5 protein-coding genes and 1 pseudogene are annotated in these 5,528 nt (G+C 65.3%); 2 read left to right on the top strand and 4 right to left on the bottom strand.

Going from position 1 to position 5,528, the window contains the following annotated elements; translation table 11 throughout:
- Positions 1-214, top strand: a pseudogene (locus tag C1A38_RS30065) (hypothetical protein); the annotation flags it as partial.
- A gap of 456 nt (positions 215-670) precedes the next feature.
- Here C1A38_RS30065 and C1A38_RS32110 read toward each other — a convergent pair.
- The 4 genes from C1A38_RS32110 to C1A38_RS30055 all read right to left on the bottom strand — a co-directional run bounded on the left by C1A38_RS32110 (position 671) and on the right by C1A38_RS30055 (position 1,945).
- Entirely contained in the window at positions 671-865 is a 195-nt protein-coding gene (locus tag C1A38_RS32110; protein ID WP_233197115.1) for a hypothetical protein, read from the bottom strand.
- 120 nt (positions 866-985) lie between these two features.
- The gene (locus C1A38_RS32105; protein ID WP_233197114.1) at positions 986-1,141 is read right to left on the bottom strand and encodes a hypothetical protein; all 156 of its coding nucleotides are present in this window, start codon (positions 1,139-1,141) and stop codon (positions 986-988) included.
- A 268-nt stretch (positions 1,142-1,409) separates the two neighbouring features.
- Positions 1,410-1,487, bottom strand: coding sequence for a mycothiol transferase (locus C1A38_RS32290; protein ID WP_286047599.1), 78 nt, complete (start codon positions 1,485-1,487; stop codon positions 1,410-1,412).
- Positions 1,484-1,945: a mycothiol transferase gene (locus C1A38_RS30055; RefSeq protein WP_286047598.1), complete on the bottom strand. Its 462-nt coding sequence runs from the start codon at positions 1,943-1,945 to the stop codon at positions 1,484-1,486. The genes C1A38_RS32290 and C1A38_RS30055 overlap by 4 nt, the downstream gene beginning before the upstream one ends.
- A 337-nt stretch (positions 1,946-2,282) precedes the next feature.
- On the opposite strand from C1A38_RS30055, the gene C1A38_RS30050 reads away from it, so the two are divergent.
- Entirely contained in the window at positions 2,283-5,327 is a 3,045-nt protein-coding gene (locus C1A38_RS30050) for an NACHT domain-containing protein (protein WP_158244958.1), read from the top strand.
- Positions 5,328-5,528 lie beyond the last annotated feature (201 nt).

The following is a 5,528-nucleotide window of genomic DNA, read 5'->3' as shown; positions in this document are numbered from 1 at the left end:
GAACACCTTCATCGGCTACCTCCGCGACGCCGAGAAGCGACACGTCGACGCCATGGCCAGCCTCATCAAAGTCGATGAACAGGAACGCAAGGAACGCCCCGACCTCGGCACCCGCAGCCACGACACCACTCCGTTCCCCCACGCCCAAGTCGGTGCCGGCGCATGGACCGACCGCAACACCTGGAAACCACGACTCGACCGCCCCACAATCTGAACCGCCAGCCAGCACTCGAGCCCCGACAACCGGGTGCATCGGACCGAGTGGGAACACGACCTATGGCGAGGTCAGGCCTGCCAGCAGGATTCGGCGACGCCCTGCCGGCTGCGCTGGCCCGTATCGCCGGGCCAGCAGAGCCCACCAGAGGCAGAGCCAACGTGCCCGCCATCGACGCTGGGCTACGGTGACGCGCGCTGCTGCCCGTCCGTGCGCCCGGACAGAGATGTCGTTCCCGCATTCCCGTCTTATCCATGAGGATGCGTCCCTGCGCACCGCATTTAGGGCATGACCGGGACGCCAACGAGCGACACCTACCGTCACCCTAGGTGACGAGCAGATCGCGAAGCGGACGTGTGTGGGGACGCGTCGTCGTGCGCGTTCTCCGGCATCACGATTGTCGCCGGCACCACCGGACGCATGGACAACGGTCGTACCTGAGCGGGAGCGGCGATGCTACGGAGTGCTCTCCCTTCGCGAGGGTTCAACGGCGGCGGCCGGCACCGTCGCGATCACGTAATCCTCGGTCAGGTCCGGCTGCACGTCGACCATCGCATTCCTACCGAGGTAGCGGACGACGAACGTGGTCTCGCGCAGCCACATCTCGTCGTAGTCGGCAAGACTCTCGGGCACCTCACCCACGAGTCGCACTTCGTCACCCGGCTTGATCGTGGCATCTGCCGGAGCCTCATCGCGTTGGATGGCCGTGATCGCGTGGATGAGAGCCTTCAGTGGTTCGGTGTCCGCGCCGTAGTGAACCAGATGGCCCGCCTAGCCGAAGATGACCTCGGCCTGGGACCTGCTCAAGTCGGCGAGCGCCTCGGCCGCACCGGCCGCCAGTGCCGGACTGCCCGACGTGCCGAGTTGCGCCGCCAACGCCAGAAGCAGGCGATCGATGACAAGTTCCGTAGTCTCCTCGTCCGTCACCCGGCGAGCCTACGACCCCGCCGGCGGCACACGCTTGGACGTTGCATCTCGCTGCTTGGAGTCCGGCGACGAGGGACTGGTGAAACTGTGCGACTGCGTGATGTCAAGCGGTTGAGCAACCTGGCAGGTACCGCTTCTACGCCCTCTGACAGCGCCTACGAGCGCTGCGTCGGCTTGGCGTAATGCTCGATCTGCCGCCAGTACTCCGGCGCCTCGGTGTTGGTAGCGCGCTGGCGGCGGTCCTTATGCTGACCCACTGCCTGGTGGGTCACAGGCCGGTTCGCCCGTCGATGCACTCGCGCAGGAGGTCGGCGTGGCCGGCGTGCCGCGCATACTCCTCGATCACGTGGACACGTCACGCGTGGCGTGGCTGCCACCGTCGACCAGTACCTCGCGGCCCAGGTCGGCCTCCTCAAGGGCGTCGAGCCATTCGTCCGCCTTGGCGGTCTCGGCCTTCCAGGTTGCAAAGGCGTCCTCCACCACCGCTGGTTCAGCAACCGCGCCCCCGAAGTCCCAATCCGGGTCGTCCTCGTGCTGGTAAAGGCGCGGCGCGGCGGTCCGCCCTTGCAGCACACGCTGGAACCAGTGGTTCTCCATCTGAGCCAGGTGGCGGATCAGGCCGAGCAAACTCAGGGTGCTGGGCGGCACCGAACGTCGGCCGAGTTGCTCGGCGTCCAGTCCGTCGCACTTCATCTCTATCGTCAGACGGTAGTTGTCGAGGTACTCCCGGTACGTTGCCTTCTCGCCGACGGGCTGGCCAAAGGTCCTGGGGTCGTCCTCGGGAGCGGTCCACAATTTGCTCACGGCGCCACCCAATCGCGGGCGGATCGCACCAGTCAAGCTGGTTGCGGTGCCTCAACCTCGGCGGCCGTCAGGAGGAATTCGATCTCCGCTCGCTCATCGGCGGTTTCGAGCGGCAACCCGGCGGTGCCGCGTCACGCGGATCGCAGCAGGTCAGGACGCCGATGATTACTCGCTGTTGGTGACTGTGTTGACAGCGGGTCCTTGTCGCGAGATTGTCGCCGGTGACGTCCCGTCGCCTGGGGCGCTGCTGACGGTAGAGGGGACAATGAGGCGCACCGGGACATCGCGGCGAGACAGATTCGGTAGCTCTGCTGTCCTGCTCCTGATCGCTCTCGCCTTGCTGGGTCTCGGTCTTCTGCTCAATCGGCGTGGGCTTGACTTCGCCGACAAGTTCGGCAGCGCCGCGTCTCTTCTGGTCGCACTGTTCGCCCTGTCTCTTCCGCTGCTGTCAGCGTCGGTTGGTCGAATGCGCGGGGTTCATCCGCCTTCCGACCTTACGGCGGAGGAGGCATGTGATGAGCTAGCGCGTGCTCTGGTTCATCGATTGAGTGACAATGCTCGATGGCGAAGGGTTTACGACCCGTGGCCGCTTCCAGTCTCCTGGACCGACGAACGTTCTGGGCGCAGGCATGAGTTCGATGAGATCGCGGACTGTTTCCGCGCCCTGCCCGATCGTCGGCTGATCATCCTGGGTGCTGCCGGCAGCGGAAAGAGTGTGATCGCCCAGAAGCTCGCACGTGACCTGCTTACCCAGCGCGTGGCCGGCGGCTTGGTGCCAGTTGTCGTGCCCGCCACCACCTGGCGGCCAGATCGGTCCATGACAGGGTGGATCGAGGCCACATTGCTGTCGGTCTTGCCGGAACTCGCCGCCCGACCTGTTCGGGCGATCGGCATCGATACGGTGGCCGGCATGATCGCCCGCAGTGGTGTCATTCCGATAGTCGACGGGCTTGACGAACTTCCGGAGGGAATCCGTGCCGAGGTGATCGAGTCGATCAACAGGCACGGGTCTGACCAGCCATTGGTGCTGACCAGTCGGCCCGAGGAGTTCGCAGAGGCGGTTTCGGCTGCTGGTCGACCGCTGTCACGCAGTGCAATGCTCACGCTTCGGCCGTTGCGGCTCTCGGATGCCCGGCGTTATCTGCGCGAGTCGACCGCCGGGCATCCGGACCGGTGGACGCCGTTGTTCGTCGCAGCCAGGTCGAGTGAACCGCTGGCCACGGTGCTGACAAACCCGCTGTCGTTGTGGCTGATGCGCACGGTCTACGAACAGGGCGATAGCCAACCCTCGTCGCTTCTGGCGATCCCCCAGACGGTCGAAGCGTTGGAGAACCGCCTGTTCGAGCACTTTCTGCCTTCGGTTTATCACCCCATCGGAGCCAAGCCGCCACGGTGGCGGTCCGACCGGGCAGGCCGTTGGCTTGGTGCGCAGGCGCGATGGATGCACTGGGAGGCAAGTGGTAAGGCGCGCCAAGAGCTGCGCTGGTGGGAACTCGCGGCCTGGAACGCCAGCGGTCTGGCCGGAGCAGCACGCGTGGTCCGGGCGGCGGTCAAGGGCACGCTGGGCGCGCTCACCTTGACCTGGGCCGCTGATCTTTACCGTGAACGCCCTGACGTCGTGACTGGCGCAATACGCGACACGCTCAGCGATGGACTTCTTGGCCAACGGGCGTTGCCAACGCTGACGGAGGCGGCAGTCGCCCTCGCACCCGTGTTCGACACCGTCGCGCTCTTTCCCCAGCGTCCGGTGAACGTCATTGTCCTTGCCACGGTGGCCACGACTGTCTTCTTCCTCAGGTCTCAGGGGTATCCGGCCCTGCCGGCGGCACCGACGTGGGACCCGCGGCCGTGGCTCACCCGCGCATTGCGCCACGCAGTGGTGGCATCGGTTCTGTTCTACGTAGGCTTTCAGGCAGTCGGACTTCTGGATGGCGGGTTTAGCCCGGTGGATGGCGCCCTCGTGTGGAGTGTGCTCGCCGTCGCCGTGCTAGCCGCCGGTGTGACACGGCCTCGGCTCTTCACCGTCGGGCAGGCATCTGAGCCCAAGGACTCCGTGCTTGCGGATCGCCGCGCCACGTTGACTGCTGGGCTGGCGCGGCTCCTGCTTCTGGCAGTGACCTTCGGTGTGCTGGCGGGCCTTCGGGCCGCTGTCATGCTCGGTGTGGTCGGAGCTGCGCTGTTGGTGACCAGGCTTCTCTTCGGGAGCCGGCGGGCGCACGCGACAGCTTACGAGACCTACGCGGAAGCACGCCTGGGCTCATGGTTGGCTGGTTGGGGTCCATGGGACATGATCGGCTTCCTTGAAGATGCGCACGTACGAGGTGTCCTACGGCAATCCGGGGCGACCTACGAGTTCCGGCATGTCCGGCTGCTCGAGCACCTAGCCGGAGAGCAGAGCCCGATTGAGCGGATGCTGCGGTCGATCGGGCTCATCGACTGGGTTCAACAGCGATATCCCCGCTTCGTTCGCCTGCTGGCGCCGCTCGGCCGGCGGGTGGATACCCGCGCTGCGGCCGCCGGGGTGGAAGCCGTCGGTGACCTCACCCGTCGGTTCTCCGACGACGTCGCATTCGTCCCTCAGGATGAGCGACCGGACCTGCCGGCAGTGGCCATGCGCACTGCGCGAATCGTTGTCGACGAGCGTGGACGCTTGGTGGGACGTCTTCCGAACGGACGCCTCATTGCCGCAGCCACCCTACGGCTGCCGCTGGGACTCGGCCGGGCCCGCCGTTACCTGCGAGACCACGCCGAACCCGTCTCCTGGCCCAGCGGAGAGACGATCGCCGATGGCATCCCCGGACTTGAAGACATTCGCTTCCCGGTAGATATGCCAGCTGTTCCGGCCCTGGTTGCGCGGCCCGGCGAGATCGTGACCCGGGTGTTTCGGCGGCACCCAGTCACCACCCTGATGCCGATCGTGTTCGGCCTCGTGGCTGTCGTGGCGACGACGACCTTGATCGATGTGAGCGCCGGCGGGGTCGAGACACTCATATGGGCACTGTTCGCTCTGTGGAGTGCATTCAGGATTGCTGGCCATTACGACGAGAAGTATGTATTGACCGATCGACGCCTAGTTTACCGGAGTGGCTTCTTAATCCAGCGGATCCGCGAGACGCCGATCAGTTCGATCATCGGATGTGTCGCCTACCAGGGGCCAATCGGTCTGGCCCTGAACTACGGGGATGTCTTTCTGGACAAGCGCCGGGAGAATCTGCAAGCCGCTCTTGAAACCTCCATCCTCGGACGGATTTTGAACTACTCGACCTGGTTGTACTGGCCCGAGGACCGGGACGGGATCCTCCAAGTCGGCCAACCGCTCGATGTCTTCATCGCGCTACGCGATGCCGCACGCAATGTTGCCACTGGCAGCGACCGGGCGTGACCTGGGGTCGGGTGCCAGTCGGCCGCCCATGGGCGATAGCGCCACTCACGAACCTGCTTCGCGGATACGGGCGGCTATCAATCGCATTCTTAGCCACTGAGAGGACGGTTCGGGAGCTTATGTCCGATGTGGGTTTGACGGTTCGTTAGCCTGGGTGATTCACGGTGATCGCCGAGATGCGCTGTTCGTCGGCGTGTAGAT

The sequence above is a fragment of the Verrucosispora sp. ts21 genome (genome assembly GCF_002879555.1).
Taxonomy (GTDB): domain Bacteria; phylum Actinomycetota; class Actinomycetes; order Mycobacteriales; family Micromonosporaceae; genus Micromonospora; species Micromonospora gifhornensis.
The sequence above is the reverse complement of the archived record's forward strand: the minus strand, read 5'-3'. Positions and strand labels throughout refer to the sequence as shown.